This is a genomic window from Bacillus sp. 3103sda1, assembly GCF_024159135.1.
GTDB lineage: Bacteria > Bacillota > Bacilli > Bacillales > Bacillaceae_G > Bacillus_A > Bacillus_A rhizoplanae.
Map to the genome: position 1 here is coordinate 1,194,387 of NZ_JAMYWS010000001.1, position 24,608 is coordinate 1,218,994.

Sequence of the window (24,608 nt, forward strand, 5' to 3'; positions counted from 1 at the left end):
AAAACAAAAGCATCATTGTTTGTTAGCTGCTTTAAGCTGATATTAATGAACTATAGAGCATACTGTAGAAAAAGTTTACATAAATTGTAACAATATTGATTTTATCCCGCACTAACGGGCAGTAAGACTCCCACCTCAAGATTGTGAGAAAACAAAGAAGATAGGCGGGAGATAACTGCCCGTAAGAGCCCGATTAGTTCAACTAACCATCAGTGGGGGATGAAGAAAACCCCCACTGATGGAAGTTTCACTTTATAGAAATGATAACTTCATTAATTAAAAAACAGAGATTTTTACTTGTCTTATATGTAAAGAAATATAGTTTTTGGGGAGGGTAAATATTTGAAAGTTTTAGTCACAGGCGGGGCAGGTTTTATTGGTTCACATATTGTTGAATCCTTATTGGAAAACAATATAGAGACAGTAGTTATTGATAATTTAGCTACTGGGCATAAGTATCATATTCCATCGGGAGTTGCTTTTTATCATTTTGATGTACGAGATCCTGATATTGATAAAATTTTTATGATAGAAAAACCAGACTTTGTAATACATCAAGCGGCGCAGGTTTCTGTGCAGGAATCTGTAAAACAGCCACTTTACGATTGTAGTGAAAATATCATGGCGACTGTAAATATTCTACAATCTTGTATAAAGTATAACGTGAAAAAAATTATCCACGCATCAACTGCTGCTGTATACGGTAATCCTAAATATTTACCTATTGATGAGAATCATGATCGTAATCCTGTATCATTTTATGGTTTATCGAAATTGACCAGTGAAACATATATTCAATTATTTGCAAAACTTTCGGGTTTAAAGTACACAATTCTTAGATATTCCAATGTGTATGGTACAAGGCAGGATACAAATGGAGAAGCTGGTGTTATTTCCGTTTTTATTGACCGTTTATTAAAGAATGATAGTCCAATTATATATGGTGATGGAAATCAAACAAGAGATTTTATCTTTGTTAAAGATGTAGCATATGCTAACTTTTTGGCTCTTAGGAATGCTGACAATCAAATATGTAATATTAGCTCGAATCAACAAACTTCAGTCAATGAACTGCTGGATATAATCTATAGCTTAATGAAAATAGAAAATAAAAGAATATACAAAGAGGAAAGACCAGGGGATATTGTTCATAGCTATCTATTAAATAATAAAGCTAGAAAATACTTAAATTGGGATCCAAAGTTTTCATTACTTCAAGGATTGGAAGAGACGATTTCCTTCTTCCGTAAAAAATAAAGCGATCGCATGCAATACACTAAAATTGGAAATTATTATATTCTCTATAAAACATTACGAATGCTTTTAAAAATGATCCTAGAGTCAGAGTTGTTTATTAATTACAGAAATATCTGCTTTCTATAATTCCTTAGATTTGTTATCAATAGGGAGAACCGGAAACTGCATGTGAAGCATACACTTGTTGAACACCTGTACTTTCAAAAAGTAGTTCACCATATCTATAACATATAACTTAAATTAGGAAGAAAAGCTTATATCGTAAATAGATTAAGCTTTTCTTTCGTGTTCTTTTTCATAATATGGGTATTTTCTTAGTTTTTAATCCTCTCGTTTATCCCGCTATGCGCGGGCAGTAAGACCCCCACCTCAAGATTCAGAGAGAAGCAAGGAAGATAGGTAGGGGATAACTGCTGGCATGTGGTCGATTGGTTCAACTAATCATCAGTGGGAATGAAGAAAACCCCCACTGATGGAAGTTTTACTTTATAAAAAATAGGGAATGTACCTTATGTAGATAGATAAAGAATAGATTTTTAATGAAACTTCTCCGCCCAGTATGAATATAACTGTAATAACGTACGTTTCAGTAAAGAGGGGGATTGGGGATGGCGGACAAACAAATAAAGGAAGGGAAAAATCAACCGTTATTATATACTCATCGTTTGGATTTATTTAAACTTCAGCGCCATGTGCAGCGGAGTGTGATTGTGAAACAGACAGAACAAACGGCTGAAACACAGGAAAACGAAATAGATCATGTTGAAAATAGTGAACAGACTCACCATATTGTAGAGGAGGTAAACGTAGCTGATCCACAACACATGCAAACGGATGAACCGGAGATAGATGTTGTTGAACAACAACACATGCAAACGGATGAACCGGAGATAGATATCGTTGATCCACAACACATGCAAACGGACGTACCGGAGATAGATGTCGTTGATCCACAACACATGCAAACGAATGAACCGGAGATAGATGTCGTTGATCCACAACACATGCAAACGAATGAACCGGAGATAGATGTCGTTGATCCACAACACATGCAAACGGACGTACCGGAGATAGATGTCGTTGATCCACAACACATGCAAACGAATGAACCGGAGATAGATGTCGTTGATCCACAAAACATGCAAACAGATGAACCGGAGATAGATGTCGTTGATCCACACAACGTGCAAACGAATGAACCGGAGATAGATGTCGTTGATCCACACAACGTGCAAACGGATGAACCGGAGATAGATGTCGTTGATCCACACAACGTGCAAACGAATGAACCGGAGATAGATGTCGTTGATCCACAACACATGCAAACGGATGAACCGGAGATAGATGTTGTTGATCCACAACACATGCAAACGGATGAACCGGAGATAGATGTTGTTGATCAACATAACACGTACGCGAATGTAGCGGAAGAGAATCAACCAAAACAAAATGATGAACAATTTGTAGAATCTTCAAGTAGTACGTGGCAGAATAAATCGTTTAAAGATATGAATACTGAAGAGAAAATTTATTTCTTATTAAATCGACCACATTATATACCAAGTGTGAAATGTATGGTGAAAACAGAGAAAGCTTCTTATGTAGGGGTTATTGCTTCTTATGAAAATGGGGTGCTGCAAATGGTAGGATCGAACCGAATTGGGAATTTCATCCTAAATATAGAAGATGTCGTATCCATTCGCATGATGGGGCTATAATGTGCGAAAGGTGGTAGGAATCCTACCACCTCAATAGTTTTTGGGTTTACATATTATACGCCTGAAACGTGTGCGTCACGTAGGCATTGAATTGCACAGAAACAATTTAAATCAACAGTTACAACAGAATTTGTTGCCTGTAGTGTAGCGTTGGGATTGTTTAAGAAGGCACAAACTGGCTCTTCACAATCTTTTTGATCTTGACTGTGTACTTCTAATGCACGTAATACTGCAGTGCAGTCGTCTACACTTTCTACACGGTAAATGTACGAATAGCATTTTTTAATGCTACCAGAACCAACAAATACTTTGAATGGTTCTCCTCCGCTATTAAATAAGACAAATGGGCGAGTATTTGCGAGTCTAGAGCCTTGATGTGCACCAAGGAATGGAACATCACATCCTGTCGGGCATGTGCTTGTTGCGCAATCTTGTAATTCATTGATGAAGTTTACAACATCACATACGCAATTGACGTTTATAACCTTTTTGTCATCATTGTTACCCATTCTTTTCACTCCTTATCATAAGTTTTGATTACACTACTAGAATATTGAATGCGGGGTAAATCTGTTACTGCTCTAAAGTTGTTTTTTTCAAAGGATAAGCCTGTATTTAGATGAAAAGAAAAGGGGATGAGGAACTTGCTTTTTGAAAGTTGGCTTATGTTTTTTATTTTCTCATTTGCAGTATTTCGGTTAACACACCTTTTGGTCTATGATAAGATTACGTCTTTTATACGTGCGCCTTTTATTGAAGAAATACAGATTACAGAGGAGGATGGTACGGTTTCAACGTATATGAAAATAAGAGAAACGGGCTTACGTAAATTTTTTGGTGAATTGTTAAGTTGCTATTGGTGTACAGGAATATGGGCGAGCGCTCTATTGCTTTTGTGTTATGAATGGATTCCTAAAGTAGCAGAGCCAATTATTTTGTTATTAGCAGTTGCTGGGGTTGCAGCGATTATTGAGACGATTGTGAGTCGAATGATGGGGAATTGAGAAATGAAGGAACGAAACAGAAGGGTTGTTCATATACTAAAGAGAGCGTTAAAAAATAGAGGAGATGTTTGCCATGGCGAATTATCAGCAACCTAATCCATACAATAATCTTCAATATTGGTACAAAATGCAGCAACAGCAACAAGGGCAGCTGAATCAGCAGCAACAACTAGAACAACTAGAACAACTAGGATATATAAAGAAACAAGGTTGTAACTGCAGCGGAAATAAAAAGAAAAATCAGTAACAATCAAAAGAGGTTTAGGGGATGGAAAAATCCCCGCTGATGGAAGTTTCATTTTATGAAAAATAAAATAAAAAATACCTTGTTTTATCCTCTTTGTAAGGAAAACCAAGGTATTTTTTGTTTTGCGGGATGATTGTATTTCAGAAAGTTCCGCGTAGTAGCGTTTCAGGCAGAAATCATTTCATTTGTTATTTTGTTTTTTGTAGATCATCCCTTGTCAAAAATAAAAATCTAGAAACATCAAGTTTCTTCCCTCTAAAAAATTGCGGAGAAGAAATGTACAATTCTTCTTTTGCGCGCGTAATAGCAACGTATGCTAAGCGTCGTTCTTCCTCTAATGCTTCCGAAGTATCAGTGACGCGATCGTTTGCGTCTTTTAAGGATGAAGAATGTGGTAATATCCCATCGCTTGCACCGAGTAAGAAAACACATGGAAATTCAAGACCTTTGGCGTTATGAATAGACATAAGCGATACAGCATCTTGCTGCGCTCGTGTTTTTAATGTTTCCATTTCTTTTTGATTTTGAATAGCTGTGTTTATAAATTCTAAGTACGCTGGAATATCCGAAAAGCGATTTGCAGATTCAATGAGTTCTTCAAGCATTTCTTCTTGTATTTCTTTTTGCATTGTAAAGGAAGAGCGGTCATTGCTTTGCAGATAGTCTAAGTATTGCCCTTTTCCTTTAATGATTTCTTTTAATGCTTTTTTCGGTTCAAGCTCTTTAATAAATTTCAAGAAATCAATACGATCATTAACTTTCTTCACTTGGAATGGTTTTAAGTTCGGATTAAGTAAAAGAAAATGTAAAAGGGAAGGGAAGCGACCTTCACCGTATTTCCATTGTTCTCGTTCAATAAATGATATACATTCATCACGGCCTATATACATTGTTGGTAAAATGCTTGCGAGTGATTCTAAACGAAAAGGTTCAAAGGCTAGCCGCAATTGATCTAATACAGGTTTTATGAGCGAGTGTTCATAAAACGATTGGCTTGCCCCGTATTTGACAAACGGAATTTTATGAATCGTAAGCTGATCGAGCAAGGAGCGGCTTACAGAATGAGTCCGGTACAGTAAGCAAAAGTCTGAATAGTTTCGTTCACCACTTGCTACTTTATCTTGAATAAGTTGTAAAATTTGATTCGCTTCATCTAATGTTGTTGCTGGCCTTGAATAAAATGGCTGTATTCCTTCTTCGTGAACGGTGTACAATTCTTTGTTAAATCGTTCTTGATTCAGCTTAATGACTTCATTACCAAGTCCTACTATGTATGGATTGGAGCGATAGTTTGTATTTAAAGTAATAATGGTTGTATCATCAAATTCCTTTGGGAAAGAAAGGATAATTTGATGACTAGCCCCGCGCCAGCCGTAGATCGCTTGATCATCGTCTCCTGCGATAAATAAGTTGTTTTGTGGTGCTGCTAATAGTTTCACAATTTCATACTGGGCGTACGATGTATCTTGAAATTCATCCACTTCAATATATTGAAAGCGACCTTGCAGTTGTGTTAATAATGCGGCATTGTTTTCTAGTAAATAAAACGTTTCAAGTAAAATATCATCAAAGTCTAGATAGCGATGACTTTGCTTTACGTCTTCATAGCGTTGATATACTTCTTGAAATTCACGTTCAACAGGTGTTTTTGCTTGTACATCTTTCGGTCTATTTAATTTATTTTTTTCAAGTGAAATCATTGCTAGCATACTTTCTGCATCATAGTCATCTTTTAAACGAAGTTCTTTTAAAATTTTCTTTACGATAATTTGTTTATGCTTTTCATTTGCTAAAATTTGTTGGTTGTATCCTTGGCTGCGAAGTAATTTTAAGAAAACAGAGTGGAACGTTCCGGCAACAAGATATTGGCTCGCTGCGGGTGTCATACCAGGTAATGTTGCTACGCGGCTTCGGATTTCTTCTGCAGCTTTTTGGGTAAACGTAAGCAATAAAATGTTACGCGGGTGAATGCCTTTTACGTTGACTAAATAGCCAACGCGTGTTGTCAAGACAGACGTTTTTCCGCTGCCAGCACCAGCTAATGTGAGAACGGGTCCTTCTGTCTGACGAACAGCTTCTAATTGTTTTTCATTTAAATGTATTCCTTGTTGTTCAAGAGCACGAAAATAGGTAACATCCGCATCGTTTCGATCAATTAAATCGGTAGATGTTTTCGGAATATGATAAGTTGCGCGAGGTATATTCGAATGTGTTAATGATTTTTGCGAAAAATTTTCCTTAGTCATAATTTCACCTTCAATAAGTAGCATCAACTTATAACTTTATCGGAAGATAGAGGAAATGGCAATGTAAAAAAGTGAGACAGTTATGTGGTTGAATTTGGAGTATATAAATACAAATTGAAAAAACGACATAAAAACCCCTTTCTTTTTAGATGGGTGAGAGGATCTGGCCGTGCATAGAAGCGGTCAGGACCTTTTCCTGCCCCGTGCGGTGGTAAAAACAAGTGTAGGTCACTTGTTTTCTTCATAGCAGCGACTTATATGTTGAAAAGTCATATGTGATGAGAGCGTGCGTAAAACGCAAGATAATTGTAGAAATTATAAAAAGAAGCGCTAAGCAAGCGCTTCTTTTATAGTTTTTTTATCATCACAACATGCGGAATGTCAGCTTCCATAAACACATCAGAAATTGTTTCATATCCAAGCTTATTATAAAACGGCTCAGCATGTGTTTGAGCATGAAGTTTTAGTTTTGGAAGAGCTTCTTCTTTCGCAAGAGCTTCTAACGCATTCATAATGATTTTTCCAGCACCTCTTTGACGATGAGAGGATAGGACACAAACACGTTCCATTTTTCCTATGCCGTCAACGATACGAAAACGACCAGCACCAACTGGAACATCTTCGTCGTATAAAACAACATGTTTTGCGACATGTTCATATTCATCGTATTCTTCTTCAGACGAAACATTTTGCTCGTCCACAAATACTTGTTTCCGAACAGAGAATGCATCTTTTAGCTCTTCTTCATTTTGTACGAATTTTGCTTGCAACTTATTACTGCTCCTTTCCTAAATGGAACGTTTCATATACTGTCCATGTATCATTTTCTAATTGATATACTAAATGGAAACGGTCAATTGGTTGTTCATAATAGAAATCTTTCATTTTTAGGCGACCTAAAACATCAGCATGTTCAGCATCTGATAATTGTTGTCCAATTGTAAGGTGTGGCACAAAAGCATATTCGCGATCTTGTGTGAATATTCCGCTATGCATTTCTTCATTTAGAAATGTTAATTCTGGTGTTTTTTCCACTTTAAAGTAAATGACATTATTTACAGGTGCAAACGAGCTCACTTTTCCAACATGTAGTGTAAACGTGTTTGCTTTGCTTGCAATTGTATGCAGCTCTGTTACAATAGCGCCTAGCTGTTCATCGGCTACTTCAAAAGGTGCCTTTAATGTAATATGCGGTGGAACTAATGCATAATGTGGATCGTAACGCTTACGCAGACCATTTGCTTTATCTTGAATCATTTTTGATGGAAAAATTACAATACCTAGTTTCATCTCTAAATTCCTCCCCTTGTCTGAACGTAAAATGTTTTTATGAAAAAACTCTCCTTTATTATATCAGATGATTCTGAAAAATACTGTGTATTATTTCATTGATAGCATATGAGAAAATGCATGTGGCAAGTTTTTTTGCCAATATTTCCATGTATGATTACCATTGAACTCTTCGTAATAGGTTGTAAATCCCTTTTCTATGAGAAGATTATGCAATTCTCGGTTTGGTGCTACAAAATCAGAAATATTGCCATCTGTTGTTTTTACATTTGTTTCTTCTGTACCGATAATATGGTATAAATCTAACGTTTGTGGCTCCGTAAATGTTTTGGCACGTTCTAACACAGATTCATTAACGAATGGTGATTGCATAATCACTTTACCGAATGTATGCGGATACATAAGAGCTGTCATAAATGAAACTGTACCGCCTAAAGAATCTCCAATTAAAACGCGGCCTTTCCCCATTTGATACGTTGGATACTTCTCATCTAAATATGGAACAAGTTCGTGAGCTAAAAAGCGAATGTACATGTCATTTTGTGATCCGTTTGGATGATATTTTTCTTTTCGGTCGTGTACATCTTTATATGGGATACCAACAATAATAGTTCGATCAATTTCTTCTGTTTCACGAAGTGATTCTATCACGCGATGTGCTTTACCTAGCTGAAAATAATCTCTTCCATCTTGTGCAATTACAATGGTGTGCTTATGAAGCGGCGTGAAGTTTGCTGGTAAATAAACGAGAAGCGAAATTTCTTCTTGCAATGATTTACTGTAAAATGTAAGTTCTTCAATTTTCCCTATTGTTTGTGTCATTGTGTAATCTCCCCTAAGTCAAAAGTTAATACAATTTTATTTTAGCACAAGAATGAGAAGAATCTAAAAAATTAGTATTCAGTAATAGAAGAAAGGGCTATAATGAAGTGAGAATTTTGGATAGATAAGGAGATGACATATGAAGCAACCAAAATCAATTGCACTGCCGTTAGCGATTTCGATTATTACGATTTCATTTGCGGCTATTTTTGTAAAAATGTCTACAGCACCATCTTCTGTTTTAAGTATGTATCGTTTATGGATTGTTGTGCTTATTATGTTTCCTATTGTTTGGAAGAGAAGAGAGGAATTTACGAGAATTCAGAAAAAGGACTGGGGATTTTTAATTGGATCTGGTTTCTTTTTAGCATTACATTTTCTTCTATGGTTTGCATCGTTAAAATTTACAACAGTTGCAAGTTCTACGATCATTTTAGCACTGCAGCCGCTCGTATCTCTTGTGGGAGGCTTTTTCTTATTTAAAGAAAGAACAACACTCGCTGCACTTGCGACAATGGGAATTGCAATTATTGGTGTAGGGTGTATTGGATGGGGAGACTTAGGACTGAGTAGGGAAGCAATCTTAGGTGATATACTATCATTTTTAAGTGTGATTGCAGTAGTTGGATATTTATTTATTGGGCAAACAACAGTGAAAAAAGTGTCCCACTGGATATATAGTTTTACTGTCTTTACATTTGCAGCTTTATTTTTAAGTGCCTATAACATGATGCTACAAATTCCATTTACAGGTTATTCATCATGGGACTGGACTGTATTTTTCTTACTTGCAACTGTACCAACTGTATCTCAAATGATTCATAACTGGCTATTAAATTATGTGAATGCGACGACAATATCTATGAGTATTTTAGGGGAGCCTGTTGGTGCAACAATTCTTGCTTTCTTTTTACTAGGTGAAAAATTAAATGTAATGCAAGTGGCAGGAAGTCTGCTTGTATTATGCGGTGTATCTATATTTTTACTGCAACAGCAAAAAAGCGTATATAAAGAGCAAGTAGAAGGTGCAGTATATACGCAAAAGATGTAGTTATTATCGTGCATTGAACAGAAGTGAAACTCCCGCTATTGGAAGTTTCACTTTATTTTGGTTTTGTTATATACGGTTGGACGTGGACGATACATAGGTCACGGAATTTTCCTTCTGCAGTTGTGACAATAATAACAGCCCGTCCAGCTTGTTTTCCTGTTACGATTGCTTTATGCCTTGTAGCGTTAATTTCTACAATATCAGGACTATTGCTCGTCCAAATTAGCTCTTGGTTACTTGCTAGAGAAGGAAGGACAGCTGCTGTAAGTTCTGCACGTTGTCCAGCTTTTAGCTTTAATTTAGCTTTGTGTAGTTGTACGCCGATGACCGGCACAACAGAAGGAACAAGTTTAATATGAGGTGTATCTGTTTGTGTTTTAGCATATGAAGAAGTTGTAAAGTGTTTTTGTAGGCGAAATGATGATAGCATGTGAGCGGTCTCCCTTCTGTATAATGTCTTTGGTTATACTATACATAAAAAATGTTAGGGTTAATTTAAGATAATATAAAGAATTTGTTAATTTACAGAAAATTCAGTATGTAAGCGAGAAAAAACAATCCCTGCTTCTATATAATAGAAGCGGGGATTGTTTTTTCTGAGATTAAGAAGCTATTTTTTCAAATTCTTCAAAGTCTTTTTGAACGTTTTCTGCTGGCTTTGTTAACAAGCTTACAACGATAATAGCAAGTAAGCTAGCAGCGAAACCAGGAATCATTTCATATAACATATCTTTTAAAAATTGAAATTGTGTCCACGTAATAACAGTTGTTGCCCCGGCAATCATGCCAGCAAGAGCGCCCCATTTTGTCATTCGCTTCCAGTATAGGCTTAATAAAATAACTGGTCCAAATGAAGAACCAAAACCTGCCCAAGCGTAACCAACAAGTGCTAAAATTGTGCCATTTTGTTTAAATGCAAGTCCACTTGCAATTAAAGCAATTGCTAGAACAGCCATACGTCCTACAAAAACAAGTTCGCGGTCCGTTGCAGAGCGGCGGAAAAATGTACGGTATATATCTTCTGTTACAGCACTTGATGTAACAAGAAGCTGTGAAGAAATTGTACTCATGATTGCTGCTAAAATAGCAGCTAGTAAGAAACCAGTAATAAGTGGGTGGAATAAAATATTTCCAAGTTCAATGAAAATCGTTTCTGGATCTGCTAATTTTAAGCCCATGTCAGAATAATAAGCAATCCCGATTAGTCCAGTAAACATAGCGCCGACGATAGAGAAAATCATCCAGCTCATGCCGATGCGGCGAGCACTTTTTAATTCTTTTACAGATGAAATCGCCATAAAGCGAACGATAATATGAGGTTGTCCAACATAACCAAGACCCCAAGCGAATAAGGAAATAATGCCGAGTACAGAAGTACCTTTAAAAATATTTAATAAGTTTGGATCAATAGATTGAATTGTTTGAAATGCTGGTCCAAGACCATTTACATGCATAATTGTTACAATTGGAACTAAAACGAGTGCGACAACCATAATAATCCCTTGCACGAAGTCTGTCCAACTTACAGCTAAGAACCCGCCAAATAACGTATAAGCTACAACAACAGCGGCAACAATGAAAAGTCCCATATGATAGTCCATTCCAAATGTATTACGAAATAGAACAGCACCTGATACTAATCCCGAAGCTACATAAAATGTAAAGAAAATCATAATAACAAGTCCGGAAACAAGGCGTAGCATATGAGATTTATCATGGAAGCGATGTTCTAAAAATTCTGGAATTGTAATTGAGTTGTTTGCCAGTTCAGAGTAGGTACGTAAGCGAGGAGCGACGTATAGCCAGTTTGCATATGCACCGAGTGTTAAGCCGACCGCAATCCAACTGCTGCTTAGACCTGTTGCAAACATAGCACCGGGTAACCCCATTAACAGCCATCCACTCATATCAGCAGCGCCTGCACTCAGTGCTGTTACTGCGGGACCTAATGTACGCCCGCCAAGCATATAATCTGTTAAGTTTGATGTTCGTTTGTAGGCAATGTAGCCAATTACTAACATCCCGATCATATAGATCGAAATTGAAATTAAAATCTGTGTATTCATGTTAGTCCCCTTCCCTAAGTAGTATCTTTTGATGTATTGCATAATTATAATCTAACATGATTATGTGAAAAAATCCACACGCAAATAAGAATTTTCAGAAATGTAAGCGTATTTAGAAGGTATTTTATTTTTTTAATATAAAATATTTTATTAGTAAATAGCTATTTTTATAGAGTATTTATTATTTTTACATAAAAACGGGATGTTTTGTCAATATAATATTTAACGTATAGATAAAAAATTTTTTTCGGAAAGTGTTGACTTCTAAAAAAAGAAAAGCATATAATGAGTTCAAATTTAAAAACGTAAGCGTTGATGAAGAAGAGTACATATTATGGACATGTCAGAGAGCTGATGGTTGGTGCGAATCAGTATGAAAGTAATATGGAATGGGCTTCGGAGCTTCCAAACCGAAACGAAAAAAGTAGGCTTTGGCGAAAAGATCTCATCGTTACAAGAGACACGTATTGTATTTCGATACGGAAAAGTGCGTTACTTTTGTAACGAATTAAGGTGGCACCACGGGAGTACCCGTCCTTTTTATAGGATGAGTACTCCCTTTTTGTGTAGAAAAAAATGAATATGATAAATCGATGAGTAAGAAGAGTACGTACATTGGAGACGTTCCAGAGAGCCGGGGGTAGGTGAGAGCCCGGTGCGGTGCCAAGTACGGAATGGGCTTACGAGAGGTATGCTGAACTATAAGTAGGCAACCCGGGTTCCGCCGTTACAAGGATTGGGTATAATATTGTACCTGAAAAAGCGGGATGCTTTGCATCCAACAAGAGGTGGTACCGCGGTAAATTTATCGTCCTCTGCATATTTCCATATGCAGGGGACTTTTTTATTTTGAATAGAGAGGTGACAGTCATGATAACGAAAGAACAATTTATGATGCGAAAACAACAAGGGAAAACCTTTCTTGTTATTCAAGAGGAAGAAGGCGATAGTTTAACACCGATTGCTTTATATCGCCGTATGAAAGGTGAGAAAAATTTTTTACTCGAAAGCTCGCAGCTTCATCAAGATAAAGGACGTTATTCTTATTTAGGGTGTAATCCTTACGGAGAAATTAAAAGTATTGGCAAGGAAGTAGAGATTACGATAAATGGTGTGACTGAAAAGGTAAACGGAAACGTATTAAAGGAACTGGAAAGAATACTTGCACCAAATAAAGTTGAAAGCCCATTTCCGTTTTGCGGAGGAGCAGTTGGTTATATTGGTTATGATGTCATTCGGCAATATGAAGATATTGGAGAAATGTTGTCTGACCCATTAAATATTCCAGAAGTGCATGTGCTACTTTATCGTATGTTTGTTGTGTATGATCATCTACGACAAAAGCTATCGTTTGTATATGTGTATCAAGGCGATGATATGGACTCGTATGAAGAAGTTTACGAGCAGCTGCAAGTATATAAACAGGAATTGTTACATGAATCAGAGGAACATGTGAAAGAGCTGTATGCTTCTTTAACATTTACATCTTCTGTAACAGAAGAAAGGTTTTACGAAATGGTTGAACAGGCAAAGGAACATATTCGGGCAGGGGATATTTTTCAAGTTGTGTTATCGCAGCGTTTGCAAAGTGATTTTGTAGGAAATCCATTTGCGTTATATCGCCGGCTTCGCACCGCGAATCCGTCTCCCTATATGTTTTATATTGATTTTCAAGATTATGTTGTACTCGGTTCTTCACCGGAAAGCTTACTTTCTGTACGAGATGAAAAGGTTATGACGAATCCAATTGCAGGAACAAGGCCACGCGGAAAAACGAAAGAAGAGGATGAAAAGATAGCGAAAGAGTTGCTTGCAAACGAGAAGGAGCGAGCGGAGCATATGATGCTGGTCGATTTAGGACGTAATGATATTGGACGGGTGAGTGAGGTTGGTTCAGTTCAATTAGATAAATATATGAAAATCGAGAAATATTCACATGTGATGCATATTGTATCTGAAGTTTCCGGAACATTGCGAAAAAATATGAACTGCTTTGATGCGTTAGCGTATTGCTTGCCGGCAGGAACTGTATCGGGAGCTCCAAAAATTAGGGCAATGGAAATTATTAATGAATTAGAAACAGAAAAACGAAATGTGTATGCCGGAGCAGTTGGCTATATTTCTTTCTCGGGGAATATGGATATGGCACTTGCTATACGAACAATGGTTGTAAAAGATGAAAAAGCATATGTACAGGCAGGGGCTGGTATTGTGTATGATTCGAATCCTGCAGCCGAATATGAAGAAACATTAAATAAAGCAAAAGCGCTCTTGGAGGTAATGAAATGATTGTTATCATTGATAATTATGATTCATTCACATATAACTTGTATCAATTGTTAGGTTCCAGTGCAGAGAACGTCGTTGTACTACGTAACGATAAAGTGACGATTCAAGAATTGGAGGAAATGAAGCCGCAAGCAATTATTCTTTCTCCAGGACCTGGAAGACCAGAAGATGCAGGGATTTGTATTGAAGTGATTCAACATTTTTATAAAAGTATTCCGATTCTTGGTATTTGTCTTGGACATCAAGCAATTGTTACTGCTTTTGGTGGAGAAATTGTTCAAGCAGAGCGGATTAAACATGGGAAAACGTCACTTGTGAAACATAATGGTACATCGATATTCTCGTATGTAAAACAGCCGCTGACAGCGATGCGTTACCATTCACTCGTAGCAGAGCAGCATACTCTTCCTAATTGTTTTGATGTATTAGCTACAGCGATGGATGACGGAGAAATAATGGCAGTTCGTCATCACTATTATCCGCTTTTCGGATTACAATTTCATCCGGAATCAATTGCAACTGAAGAAGGCGGAAAATTAATACAGGAATTTTTAACCAATGTGAAAGAGGTGGAGAGAGTATGAACAGTTATCTTCGAAAATTAGTAGAGAGGCAGGATTTAACGGAACATGAAATGTATGAAGCAGGGATTGCGCTATTAAGCGAAGATATTTTAGAAAGTGAAATTGCAGCTTTTTTAGCAGTGTTAAAAGCAAAGGGAGAAACGGCGGATGAAATATATGGTCTTGTTCGAGCTCTTCGTGAAAAAGCATTGCCATTTTCTAATCATATTGTAGGTGCGATGGACAATTGCGGAACGGGCGGAGATGGTGCACAAACATTTAATGTGAGTACAACATCAGCCTTCGTGCTTGCTGGTGCCGGTGTAAAAGTTGCGAAACATGGCAACCGTGCCGTTTCTAGTAAAACGGGAAGTGCGGATTTATTAGAGGAACTCGGTGTCAATATTGCATGTACGCCAAAGCAAATTGATTATTTGTTAGAGAAAGTCGGGATTGCCTTTCTATTTGCACCGGCGATGCATCCAGCACTGCGCCGCATTATGAAAGTAAGAAAAGAATTAAATGTTCCAACAATCTTTAATTTGATTGGACCACTTACAAATCCAATTCACTTAGAAACACAGTTCGTTGGTATTTATAAACGAGAGATGTTACTTCCAGTAGCAAAGGTACTGCAGAAGCTTGGCAGAAAACAAGCAATTGTTGTAAATGGGAGTGGATTTTTAGATGAAGCATCTTTGCAAGGAGAGAATCACGCAGCACTTTTAAAAGATAACAAGATTATCGAAGTAAGTATTTCTCCAGAAGAGTATGGATTTTCACGTGTGAAAAACGAAGCCATTAGAGGCGGAAATGCAAAGGAAAATGCCAATATTACATTAAACGTCTTGCGCGGAGAAGATAGCGTATACCGTGATACAGTGTTATTCAATGCAGGTCTTGCTCTTTTTGCAAACGGAAAAGCAGGAACAATTGAAGATTGCATTCGCTTAGCGGCTCATAGTATTGATTCGGGAAAGGCGTTAGAGAAATTAAATCTATTAATTGCTGCAAGTAATAAAAAGCTAGAAAGGGTGAACTAAATGGAAAGCATTTTAACAAAAATTATCGAGCAAAAAAAGAAAGAAGTAGCGGTGTTATATGAAACGTATACACCAGTGAAGGAAACTCGTACATCTTATTCTCTTGTAAAAGCGCTGCAGCAATTTACTGTGATTGCAGAGATAAAACGTGCCTCACCGTCTAAAGGGGATATCAACTTACATGTTGATGTTGCCAAACAAGCACAGATCTATGAAACAAGCGGTGCTGGAGCAATTTCTGTTTTAACAGATAATCAATTTTTTAAGGGCTCTTTTCATGATTTAGAAACGGTAAGAGCACATACGAATATACCGCTTTTATGTAAAGATTTTATCATTGATAGCATCCAGATTGACCGGGCATATGATGCGGGAGCTAACCTGATTTTACTCATTGTTGCTGCATTAACAAAAGAAAAATTATTTGAGTTGTATGAGTATGTAAAGGAGCTCGGATTAGAAGCAATTGTAGAGATTCATAATGAAGAGGAGTTAGAAACGGCATTAGAGCTAAATCCTGACGTCGTTGGAGTAAACAATCGAAACTTGAAAACATTTGAAGTTGATTTAAGTACAACGGAAAAGCTCGGGAAACGGTTAAATGAACAAAACGTACTTTGGATTAGTGAGAGCGGCATTCACACAAAAGAAGATATTATACGTGTCAAGCAAGCCGGTGCAAAAGGGATTCTTGTCGGAGAAGCGTTCATGACAGCACCGTCCGTTGGAGACTTTTTTCAATCGCTGAAGGTGACGATATGAAAGTGAAAATTTGCGGTATTACCGACATCGAAACAGCAAAAGCCGCCTGTGAATACGGCGTTGATGCCATCGGATTTGTATTTGCGAAAAGTAAGCGGGAAATTACGCCAGAGCAGGCAAAACAAATTATTGAAGAGCTTCCGATGAATGTGATGAAAGTTGGCGTTTTCGTAAATGAGCCAATCGAAGTGATCCAGAAAATTGTAACGTATTGTGGTTTAACGCATGTACAGTTTCATGGGGACGAACAAAATCACCACATCAAAAGATTGAATATTCCGTCTATAAAAGCGGTTGGTGTAAGTTCGAGAGAAGATATAGAACGAGCACAAGAATATGAAACTGATTTTATATTATTTGATAGTCCAAAAGAGAAATTTCATGGTGGGAATGGCAAAACATTTTCATGGGAGTTATTACAGCACATGCCAAATGCTATTGGGAAAAAGTGTATATTAGCTGGTGGATTACATCTTGAAAATATTACAAAAGCAATTGAAATGGTTCAACCATATATGGTTGATGTGAGCAGTGGTGTTGAAACAGATGGTAAAAAAGATATCGAGAAAATGAAAAGATTCATAACGAAAGCGAAGGAGTGTTAAAGATGAAATATGCATATCCAGATGAAAAAGGTCATTACGGTATTTATGGAGGACGTTATGTCCCAGAAACGTTAATGCAGTCTGTTTTAGAGTTAGAAGCAGCATATAAAGAAGCAATGCAAGATGAAGCATTTCAAGAAGAGTTAGAGCATTATTTACAAACATATGTCGGGAGAGAAACACCTCTGTATTTTGCAGAAAATCTTACGAAGTATTGCGGCGGAGCAAAAATTTATTTAAAGCGAGAAGATTTAAATCATACAGGAGCTCATAAAATTAACAACACAATTGGGCAGGCGCTTCTAGCAGTGCGAATGGGTAAGAAAAAAGTTGTGGCTGAAACTGGTGCTGGACAGCACGGGGTAGCAACAGCAACTGTATGTGCCTTGCTTGGTTTAGAGTGCGTTATTTTCATGGGAGAAGAGGATGTAAAACGCCAAAAACTAAATGTTTTTCGGATGGAATTACTAGGTGCGAAAGTTGAAAGTGTCGCAGCAGGAAGTGGGACGCTAAAAGATGCAGTAAATGAGGCGCTTCGCTACTGGGTTGCGCATGTACATGATACGCACTACGTTATGGGATCTGTCCTTGGACCGCATCCGTTTCCGCAAATCGTACGTGATTTTCAAAGTGTAATTGGTAAGGAAACGAAGAAGCAATATGCGGAGTTAGAAGGGAAATTACCGGAAGCAGTTGTAGCTTGTATTGGCGGCGGCAGTAATGCAATGGGAATGTTTTATCCATTTGTACAAGATGAAGAAGTTGCTCTTTACGGCGTAGAAGCAGCAGGTAAAGGGGTTCATACAGAGAAGCATGCGGCAACATTAACGAAAGGAAGCGTTGGTGTTTTGCACGGGTCTATGATGTATCTTCTGCAAAATGAAGAAGGACAAATTCAAGAAGCCCACTCCATTTCAGCAGGGCTGGATTACCCAGGGGTTGGGCCGGAGCATAGCTTATTAAAAGACATTGGCCGTGTATCTTATCATTCGATAACAGATGAAGAAGCGCTGCATGCTTTTCAGTTGTTAACGAAAAAAGAAGGGATTATCCCAGCATTAGAGAGCTCACATGCTGTGGCGTATGCACTCAAATTGGCACCAACTATGAAAAGTGATGAAGGGCTTGTCATTTGTTTATCTGGGCGCGGAGATAAAGATGTTGAAAGTATAAAACGTTATATGGAAGAGGTGTAACTGATGGGAGTAGAAAGAATTACTGCAGCATTTCAAAATGGAGAAAAAGCATTCATCCCGTACGTAATGGGGGGAGATGGCGATTTACAAGAACAAATTCGTTTTTTAGATGAAGCCGGGGCAAGCATTGTTGAAATTGGCATTCCTTTTTCTGACCCAGTTGCAGATGGACCGACCATTCAAAGGGCAGGAAAACGAGCACTAGAAAACGGAACAACGCTTGAAGGAATCTTCCAAGCACTTGCGGAAGTAAGGAAAGAAGTGCAAATCCCATTTGTTTTAATGACGTATTTAAACCCTATTTTAGCGTTCGGGAAAGAACGTTTTATTGGAAGGTGCATTGAAGCAGGCGTCGATGGGATTATCGTTCCAGATCTTCCATATGAAGAACAAGATATTATTGCCCCGCTATTGCGCGGGGCACAGATTGCTCTTATTCCGCTTGTAACGGTAATGAGTTCGATTGAACGAATTCAAAAGATTACAAGTGAATCACAAGGGTTTGTATATGCTGTTACAGTAGCTGGTGTAACTGGGGTACGGCGTGATTTCGAGCAAGAATTGCAAGCTTATTTAGAAAAGGTGAAAGCGCATGTTCAGCTTCCAGTTGTTGCAGGATTTGGCATATCAACTACGGAGCAAATAGAAGAAATGATTAAATTATGTGATGGAGTTGTGGTCGGAAGTAAAGTGATTGAGCTGTTAGAAAATGAAAAGCAAGATGAAATTCGCGAGCTCATTGCTGCAGTGAAATAAAGTGAAACCTTCGTCAGTGGTGGAGTTCTTCATTCACCACTGACGGAAAGCCCGCCCAATTGGGCTTTTACGGGCCCCCACCTATTTCTGAATCTTAAGGTGGGGCGAATAGCGGGATAGAAGGGAGAGGCTGCTTGTTAAGGTAGCCTCCTCCTTCTATTTGTGCCCTCAAATAGATAACGAAAAACTATTTCTTAATTGATTGAAAATTCTTTCTTCTATTATATAATAAATACAATTGTATCTTCCAAGAAATGAGATGATTGTATGGCGGTATTGCTGGCTCTTATTCCGATTGTAATGATTTTTATTTGTTTATTTGTATTCAAGCAAACATCTCTTAAAGCTTCGTTAATTTCTTATGTTGTATGCAGCGGAATCGTTTTACTATCACCGATGTTTCGCTTGCGAATGGGGGAGGTTGTTCATGCGACGATTAAGGGTGGTTTAATTTGTTTTATCGTCGGATATGTTTTGTTTTTCGGTATTTTTTTATTTCACCTTATGAATAAAATGGGATATATTAACCAGGTTGCTCGTTTTATGGAACATGTTACACATGATCGTTTACTGCAAATGCTCCTAATGTGTTTTGGAATTTGTCCTCTTATTGAATCGGTAAGTGGTTTTGGAATTGGCTTTATGGTGGCGGCTCCTATTTTTATTTCACTTGGTTATAAACCGTTTCAAGCAGTTTTACTTTCATTTATCGGTTTATTAGCAAGCTCATGGGGAGCGATGGCAACTGGAACAATTATTGGATCAGGGCTTATTGGTATGCCTTTAGTACAACTTGGATCTGGTACAGCGCTATTAAGTATCCCAATATTTGCGTATTTTATCATGCTTTCTTTATATATAGTTGGTGGCTGGTCTGCGGTGGTACAAAAATGGAAAGAAGCAACGGGATTTTTTCTATTATTCTCGTTATCTATTTATTTGTCTAATGTATATGTGAGCGTTGAATTAGCTGGGATTTTAAGTGCGATTGTAACGATAACATTTGGATTTATCATCATTAAAATAACGGCAAGGCAACAGAAGGAAGTGTACTCAGAGCATGCTGCTGCCCAGCAGCAGGAAGTTTCTATTGTAAAGATTATTAGCCCGTATTTATTTTTGACAGTCTGTATATTGTTCTCTCGTTTGATTCCATCGTTTCATAGTGCGTTACAATCACATGTGGTTATTAACCTACCATCTTATTCTTACAAACTTGAATTATTGTATTCACCAGGGTTTTGGCTTGGGATTACGTGTTTATTTACCATTATTTTCTTCCGAGTTCCTTCTATTATAATAAAGCAGTCATTGCTGCAAACAGTGAAACAATGGATCCCATTTGCGATTACAACGACCATGTTTATTGCCATTTCGGAACTAATGGGTGCATCAGGTATGCATATGTTATTAGCGGAAGCAGCTGGCCATACATTTGGAATGATGTTTGTTTTTGTTGCACCATTTATCGGTGGTATTGGCGGTTTTTTAACGGGAAGTAATGCCGGGTCAAACGCCATGTTTATTAAATTACAAATGCAAACAGCGCAAAATGTGGGACTTCCGTGGCAATTCGTCACGACGGTGCAAAATACAAGTTCTTCTTTTGCTACCATTGCTTGTCCATCACGCATTACGCTTGGCGCTTATTTATGTAACATTCCATTTCGGGAAAATGAGTTGCTAAAGAAGACGACGCTTATGATTTTTGGAGCCGTTTTGATTGTGGTAGGAGAGGTTTTAGTGTGGTATTTGATTATGTAAAGAAACGCTTCTCTTATAGGAGAAGTGTTTTTGTTTGTAGAAATATATAATTTCGTAGACTAAAGAAGAGAGAGTGGGCATGGGATGAGTATAAACTTAAGAGATATTACAAATGAGAATTGGATAGAATGTATATTCCTAACTACAAATATAGAGGACAAACATTTTATTTGTGAAGAGTTTGTTGCTTCAAATGCTTTATCATTGGCGCAGTCGAAAGTTCAAAAAGGTTGGATTACGAAGGCAATATACAACGATGAAACAATGGTCGGATTTACAATGTATGGGTATTGTGAACAACATAACTTTTTTGAAATATGTAGACTCATGATAGATCATAAATATCAAGGAAAAGGTTACGGGAGGACAGCGCTATTACATGTAATAGAAGAGCTGAAAAAAGATGCTAATTGTAATGAAATTTTTTTATCTTTTGCACCGAAAAATTTAGTTGCAAAACAACTGTATGAAAGTATTGGATTTGAAGATACAGGGAGAATGATTGAGGGGGAATGTTTGTACAAACTGCTATTAAAAAAGGGCTCACAATGTTAATGAAGAATATAAAAAAATGATTGATAAATGAAAAATATGGGAAATGTAAACGATAGATGATGATAAGGAGTGATACGGTGAAATACGTTATTATAGGCGGAGATGCAGCCGGAATGAGTGCAGCAATGCAAATTGTTCGTAATGACCAAGAAGCAAGTGTAATAACTTTAGAAAAAGGCGACATCTATTCGTATGCGCAGTGCGGTCTTCCTTATGCGATTAGCGGAGTGATTGAGTCTACTGAAAACTTAATTGCTAGGGACGTTGATACGTTTCGAAACAAGTATCAAATTGATGCCAAAGTGTATCATGAAGTGACACGTGTAGATCCAGCAAGTAAAAAAGTGTGCGGCATCATACATACGCAAACATCAGAGCCATTTGAATATGAATATGATCGTTTACTAATTGCAACTGGAGTGCATCCGATTATGCCGGACTGGAGGGGGAGTAAATTACAAGGGGTTCATGTATTAAAAACGATTCCAGATGCAAAGCGAATTATGGAGACACTTCATAATCAGAAAGTTGAACATGTTACGATAATTGGCGGCGGGGCAATCGGTCTCGAAATGGCAGAAACATTTGTTGAACTCGGTAAAAAAGTGCGTATGATTGAGAGAAATCAACATATAGGTACTGTTTTCGATGAGGATATGGCAGCATATATTCATGAAGAAGCAAAGAAACATAACATTGAGATACTTACAAATGAAAATGTGAAATCGTTTCAAGGAAAAGAGCATGTTGAATCTGTGGAAACAGATAAAGGAACGTACAAAACAGATCTTGTTTTAGTATCAGTTGGAGTCAAACCAAATACTGATTTTCTAGAAGGAACAGAAATAATCAGAAACCCAAAAGGCGCTATCCAAGTTAACGCTTATATGCAAACAAATATAGAGGACATTTATGCGGCAGGAGACTGTGCTACGCAGTACCACATTATAAAAGAAAAACATGACCATATCCCGCTTGGAACAACGGCAAACAAACAAGGACGAATTGCAGGACTGAACATGGTTGATAAACGAAGAGCGTTTAAAGGGATTGTCGGGACAGCGATTATGAAATTTATGGATATAACATTAGGACGAACAGGTTTGAATGAAAAAGAAGCGAAACAATTACAAATACCATATGAAATTGTAAAAATTGATGCGACAAACATAGCGGGATATTATCCGAGTAAGAAACCACTGCACGTGAAATTATTGTATCGAACAGACACACAGCAATTGTTAGGCGGACAATTTATAGGAGAGCAGGGCGTGGATAAAAGAGTAGATGTACTTGCGATGGCACTGTTCCATAAAATGTCGATTCATGATTTAGAAGATGTAGATTTAAGTTACTCTCCTCCTTACAACAGTGTGTGGGATCCGTTGCAGCAGGCAGCAAGAAGGGCAGAATAAAGCATCTCTTTTTTCAAGAGATGCTTTATTTAGATCATCGTTTCATTCGGTAAAGGATATAACTTATCGCTACAGTAATGCATGAAAATAAAATAGCGATGCTGGAAAAAGCAAGGAAGTAAGCATTATACTTCGCTATATTTGCGATAATTGTATGACTATCAAAATGAAGAAGGCCTCCTATAACGTTGAAAAGGAATAGGAACAAGAAGATTGTAATAAGTCCATCTAATGCACCTTTTATATCGGGTTTACTTAAGGCAATATGCGTAGAGATACAGATTGCAAGAATGAGAAATAGCCAAAAATAAGGATTTAATAGATTGTTAATAGTAAAAAGGCTTTTCAATAATAGGATAGAAGATAAAACAGTGCTTTTTATCATATCACTCATGACGCCGTTTGGCTGAATATTTGTTTCAATATCATTCATAAATGCCGCGTATGAGTGCGGTGTAAGAAAATACATTAAAGCAACTAGCGCGGCAATTCCAGAAAAAATAGGGGCAATGCCGATAAAGAAATTACCTATTTTTTGATATATACTTTTAGGATTATATTCGTGCTGCACATATCCTAAATACCCGTTACTCGTATTCGTTGGAAACCACTGAATATCCACGATTTTATGTCGAAACAAGACACACATAAATGCATGCCCGAATTCGTGAATGGGTGTTCCAATCCATGAAGTTAAGAGGAACCCATTTCTTCCAAAGGCCATTGTCCAATATGTTCGGGAACGATTTTCTAAATATCCTAATAAAAGTCCAACTAAAATAATGCATCCTACTAACGAAGCTAACTGTATAAAGGTTGTAATAAGCGTATTAAAAAAGAAGTTTCCTAATTCCATTTTGTCACCTTGTCTATATGTTAGTTTATAAATAGTAGATTACGATAATTTCTTAGTGTTAGTCTACTGTTATTTTTGTATGTCTCGTTTTGTTTTCTAACTTTACAGGTTTATTGTACATTAAGAATAAAAAGATACCCGTTAATATAATACTAGACCCTACCAATTGCTGAACAGTAACTACCTCATGCAGAATAAAATAAGCTAATACACATGTCCCAACTGGTTCACCTAATATACTCATTGAGATCGTTGAAGTATTGAGCCATTTAATGAGCCAATTAAAAATTGTTTGTCCAAGTAATGTTGAAATAAATGCTAAACAAAAGAACCATAGCCAGTCATATGATGAGTGACCTGTTAGAGGATATCCTAGAGTAAACGAATATCCAAATAGGAATAAGGAACTAGTTGCATAACCAATAAAGGTATAAGGGAATAGGGATAAACTTTTTCTTAAGTGTTGTCCGATTAAGAAATAAGCTGTTATCATAGCAGCTCCGAGCAAGGCAAGAATGTCGCCAAATAAGGCTGTACCGCCGATTTTGAAATCTCCCCAGCCAATTACAAAACTACCAGCAACAGCAAATATTCCACCTCCAATTGCAAGGCCTCTTAATCTTTCTCCAAAAAGGAAGTACCCTCCAACGAAGGCGAATAAGGGTTGAAGTGTAACAAGTACAGTTGAACTTGCTACAGATGTAAAACGTAAAGATTCAAACCAAAGTATATAATGAATAGCAAGAAAAACTCCAGACAGGCTACCTAGCATCCATTGTTTTTTTGTTAAATGTCTAATTTCCTGCATAGCATTTTTATTAAAATAGAACATAGGTAATATAAGGATAGTAGAGAACAGCATCCGATAAAAGGCTATAACAGGTGCAGGAGCGCTAGAAAGTTTTACAAATATAGCTGATGTTGAAAGAGCAAAAACTCCGAAAAATAATAAAAAATAAAGTAAAAGAGCGCGTGGTTGATTCAAAGTAAAGTCCTCCTATTTATTCAAAGTTTGGAAATGTAGTGTTTATTATTTTGTACAATGTTTATTATAATTAACTAATCATAGTATATATAACAGAGAGTGTAGCGTTCAATATATT

At 37.2% G+C, this 24,608-nt stretch carries 24 protein-coding genes and 2 other annotated features; of the genes, 15 read left to right on the top strand and 9 right to left on the bottom strand.

Features of this window, described 5'->3' with window-relative positions; translation table 11 throughout:
- Positions 1 to 342: 342 nt before the first annotated feature.
- The gene (locus tag NKR74_RS06005; RefSeq protein WP_098306237.1) at positions 343 to 1,257 is read left to right on the top strand and encodes an NAD-dependent epimerase/dehydratase family protein; all 915 of its coding nucleotides are present in this window, start codon (positions 343 to 345) and stop codon (positions 1,255 to 1,257) included.
- A 608-nt stretch (positions 1,258 to 1,865) separates the two neighbouring features.
- Positions 1,866 to 2,975 carry a CotO family spore coat protein gene (locus NKR74_RS06010; RefSeq protein WP_253628965.1) on the top strand — a complete coding sequence of 370 codons (1,110 nt, stop codon included), beginning with the start codon at positions 1,866 to 1,868 and terminating at the stop codon, positions 2,973 to 2,975.
- Between the two features lie 53 nt (positions 2,976 to 3,028).
- Here the strand turns inward: NKR74_RS06010 and NKR74_RS06015 are convergent, their stop codons facing one another.
- Positions 3,029 to 3,484, bottom strand: a complete 456-nt coding sequence (locus NKR74_RS06015; RefSeq protein ID WP_253628966.1) for a CotY/CotZ family spore coat protein — start codon at positions 3,482 to 3,484, stop codon at positions 3,029 to 3,031.
- Positions 3,485 to 3,619: 135 nt separating this feature from the next.
- On the opposite strand from NKR74_RS06015, the gene NKR74_RS06020 reads away from it, so the two are divergent.
- Both NKR74_RS06020 and NKR74_RS06025 read left to right on the top strand, forming a co-directional pair.
- Positions 3,620 to 3,979 carry a DUF1360 domain-containing protein gene (locus NKR74_RS06020; protein WP_098310744.1) on the top strand — a complete coding sequence of 120 codons (360 nt, stop codon included), beginning with the start codon at positions 3,620 to 3,622 and terminating at the stop codon, positions 3,977 to 3,979.
- Between the two features lie 73 nt (positions 3,980 to 4,052).
- Entirely contained in the window at positions 4,053 to 4,226 is a 174-nt protein-coding gene (locus NKR74_RS06025; protein WP_375337654.1) for a cytochrome C oxidase subunit III, read from the top strand.
- A gap of 188 nt (positions 4,227 to 4,414) precedes the next feature.
- Here the strand turns inward: NKR74_RS06025 and NKR74_RS06030 are convergent, their stop codons facing one another.
- The 4 genes from NKR74_RS06030 to NKR74_RS06045 all read right to left on the bottom strand — a co-directional run bounded on the left by NKR74_RS06030 (position 4,415) and on the right by NKR74_RS06045 (position 8,584).
- Entirely contained in the window at positions 4,415 to 6,472 is a 2,058-nt protein-coding gene (locus NKR74_RS06030; protein WP_098310746.1) for an ATP-dependent helicase, read from the bottom strand.
- A 347-nt stretch (positions 6,473 to 6,819) separates the two neighbouring features.
- On the bottom strand, positions 6,820 to 7,242 hold the full coding sequence (locus NKR74_RS06035) for a GNAT family N-acetyltransferase (RefSeq protein ID WP_098310747.1): 423 nt from the start codon (positions 7,240 to 7,242) through the stop codon (positions 6,820 to 6,822).
- 4 nt (positions 7,243 to 7,246) lie between these two features.
- Complete coding sequence (locus NKR74_RS06040; RefSeq protein ID WP_098310748.1) at positions 7,247 to 7,762, bottom strand: YjcG family protein; 516 nt, start codon at positions 7,760 to 7,762, stop codon at positions 7,247 to 7,249.
- Positions 7,763 to 7,852: 90 nt separating this feature from the next.
- Positions 7,853 to 8,584 carry an alpha/beta hydrolase gene (locus NKR74_RS06045; RefSeq protein ID WP_098310749.1) on the bottom strand — a complete coding sequence of 244 codons (732 nt, stop codon included), beginning with the start codon at positions 8,582 to 8,584 and terminating at the stop codon, positions 7,853 to 7,855.
- Between the two features lie 139 nt (positions 8,585 to 8,723).
- On the opposite strand from NKR74_RS06045, the gene NKR74_RS06050 reads away from it, so the two are divergent.
- Entirely contained in the window at positions 8,724 to 9,635 is a 912-nt protein-coding gene (locus tag NKR74_RS06050) for a DMT family transporter (RefSeq protein WP_253628968.1), read from the top strand.
- Positions 9,636 to 9,687: 52 nt separating this feature from the next.
- Here NKR74_RS06050 and NKR74_RS06055 read toward each other — a convergent pair whose 3' ends face one another.
- Both NKR74_RS06055 and putP read right to left on the bottom strand, forming a co-directional pair.
- Complete coding sequence (locus NKR74_RS06055; protein WP_253628969.1) at positions 9,688 to 10,065, bottom strand: Ig-like domain-containing protein; 378 nt, start codon at positions 10,063 to 10,065, stop codon at positions 9,688 to 9,690.
- 172 nt (positions 10,066 to 10,237) lie between these two features.
- Positions 10,238 to 11,701, bottom strand: a complete 1,464-nt coding sequence (gene putP / locus NKR74_RS06060) for a sodium/proline symporter PutP (RefSeq protein WP_253628970.1) — start codon at positions 11,699 to 11,701, stop codon at positions 10,238 to 10,240.
- A gap of 303 nt (positions 11,702 to 12,004) precedes the next feature.
- Positions 12,005 to 12,243, top strand: a binding site (T-box leader).
- Positions 12,244 to 12,285: 42 nt separating this feature from the next.
- Positions 12,286 to 12,520 (top strand) — a binding site (T-box leader).
- A 51-nt stretch (positions 12,521 to 12,571) separates the two neighbouring features.
- On the opposite strand from putP, the gene trpE reads away from it, so the two are divergent.
- The 10 genes from trpE to NKR74_RS06110 all read left to right on the top strand — a co-directional run bounded on the left by trpE (position 12,572) and on the right by NKR74_RS06110 (position 22,649).
- Positions 12,572 to 13,990 (top strand): anthranilate synthase component I, encoded by a 1,419-nt coding sequence (gene trpE, locus NKR74_RS06065; protein WP_253631092.1) that lies wholly within the window; start codon positions 12,572 to 12,574, stop codon positions 13,988 to 13,990.
- On the top strand, positions 13,987 to 14,574 hold the full coding sequence (locus NKR74_RS06070) for an anthranilate synthase component II (RefSeq protein WP_253628971.1): 588 nt from the start codon (positions 13,987 to 13,989) through the stop codon (positions 14,572 to 14,574). Before trpE ends, NKR74_RS06070 begins: the two co-directional genes overlap by 4 nt.
- Complete coding sequence (gene trpD, locus NKR74_RS06075) at positions 14,571 to 15,596, top strand: anthranilate phosphoribosyltransferase (protein ID WP_253628972.1); 1,026 nt, start codon at positions 14,571 to 14,573, stop codon at positions 15,594 to 15,596. The genes NKR74_RS06070 and trpD overlap by 4 nt, the downstream gene beginning before the upstream one ends.
- Positions 15,597 to 16,358 (top strand): indole-3-glycerol phosphate synthase TrpC, encoded by a 762-nt coding sequence (trpC, locus tag NKR74_RS06080; RefSeq protein WP_253628973.1) that lies wholly within the window; start codon positions 15,597 to 15,599, stop codon positions 16,356 to 16,358. It abuts the gene before it with no gap.
- Positions 16,355 to 16,963: a phosphoribosylanthranilate isomerase gene (locus NKR74_RS06085; protein ID WP_253628974.1), complete on the top strand. Its 609-nt coding sequence runs from the start codon at positions 16,355 to 16,357 to the stop codon at positions 16,961 to 16,963. Before trpC ends, NKR74_RS06085 begins: the two co-directional genes overlap by 4 nt.
- Before the next feature lie 2 nt (positions 16,964 to 16,965).
- Positions 16,966 to 18,159: a tryptophan synthase subunit beta gene (gene trpB, locus NKR74_RS06090; RefSeq protein ID WP_098310758.1), complete on the top strand. Its 1,194-nt coding sequence runs from the start codon at positions 16,966 to 16,968 to the stop codon at positions 18,157 to 18,159.
- A 3-nt stretch (positions 18,160 to 18,162) separates the two neighbouring features.
- The gene (gene trpA, locus NKR74_RS06095; protein WP_253628975.1) at positions 18,163 to 18,915 is read left to right on the top strand and encodes a tryptophan synthase subunit alpha; all 753 of its coding nucleotides are present in this window, start codon (positions 18,163 to 18,165) and stop codon (positions 18,913 to 18,915) included.
- 267 nt (positions 18,916 to 19,182) lie between these two features.
- Entirely contained in the window at positions 19,183 to 20,679 is a 1,497-nt protein-coding gene (locus NKR74_RS06100; protein WP_253628976.1) for an L-lactate permease, read from the top strand.
- 84 nt (positions 20,680 to 20,763) lie between these two features.
- Positions 20,764 to 21,234, top strand: a complete 471-nt coding sequence (locus NKR74_RS06105) for a GNAT family N-acetyltransferase (RefSeq protein WP_253628977.1) — start codon at positions 20,764 to 20,766, stop codon at positions 21,232 to 21,234.
- 77 nt (positions 21,235 to 21,311) lie between these two features.
- Complete coding sequence (locus NKR74_RS06110; RefSeq protein ID WP_253628978.1) at positions 21,312 to 22,649, top strand: FAD-dependent oxidoreductase; 1,338 nt, start codon at positions 21,312 to 21,314, stop codon at positions 22,647 to 22,649.
- A 34-nt stretch (positions 22,650 to 22,683) separates the two neighbouring features.
- Here the strand turns inward: NKR74_RS06110 and NKR74_RS06115 are convergent, their stop codons facing one another.
- Complete coding sequence (locus tag NKR74_RS06115; protein WP_253628979.1) at positions 22,684 to 23,505, bottom strand: hypothetical protein; 822 nt, start codon at positions 23,503 to 23,505, stop codon at positions 22,684 to 22,686.
- A gap of 58 nt (positions 23,506 to 23,563) precedes the next feature.
- Complete coding sequence (locus NKR74_RS06120) at positions 23,564 to 24,490, bottom strand: DMT family transporter (RefSeq protein ID WP_098310763.1); 927 nt, start codon at positions 24,488 to 24,490, stop codon at positions 23,564 to 23,566.
- Positions 24,491 to 24,608 lie beyond the last annotated feature (118 nt).